This is a genomic window from Streptomyces hesseae, assembly GCF_031845785.1.
GTDB lineage: Bacteria > Actinomycetota > Actinomycetes > Streptomycetales > Streptomycetaceae > Streptomyces > Streptomyces hesseae.
Window position 1 is genome coordinate 1 of record NZ_JAVRFI010000063.1, and the last position, 478, is coordinate 478.

Genomic DNA, 478 nt, shown 5'->3' on the forward strand with positions numbered 1-478 from the left:
GTTCCGCCGCGGCGGCGTGGTGGGGGCCGGGCTCGCGCTCGGCCCCGCGCTGGCCGCCTGCGCCGGTCCCACCGGCACCCCCGGCCCGGGCCCCCTGACCATGGCCCTGAACCGGTCGCTGGTCAGCCTGGACAACAAGCTCAACCAGTTCGACGCCGCCGTCACCGTGCAGCGCGCCGTGCGCCAGGGCCTCACCCGCATCGGCGCCGACCTCACCCCCGAGCTGGTCCTCGCCGAGCGCTTCGAGCTCACCGGCGACACCGAGTGGACCGTCCAGCTGCGCGAGGGCGTCGTCTACTCCGACGGCACCCCGGTCACCCCGCAGGACGTCGCCACCGCCCTGGAGATGTACCAGGGCGTCAACGGCTCGTTCCTGGCCTCGTTCTTCCGCGAGTGGCCCACCGTCGAGGTGCTCGACGAGCGCACCTTCACGATGAACACCGAGCTCCCCGAGCCCAACCTCGACTACCTGTTGGCC

Annotated in this window: 1 protein-coding gene; it reads left to right on the plus strand. The window is 73.0% G+C overall.

Annotation, left to right across the window (positions count from 1 at the left end; translation table 11 throughout):
- Window positions 1–16: 16 nt before the first annotated feature.
- Window positions 17–478, plus strand: a 462-nt coding sequence (locus RM609_RS34200; RefSeq protein WP_311616579.1) for an ABC transporter substrate-binding protein, incomplete at its 3' end; no start/stop codon positions are given.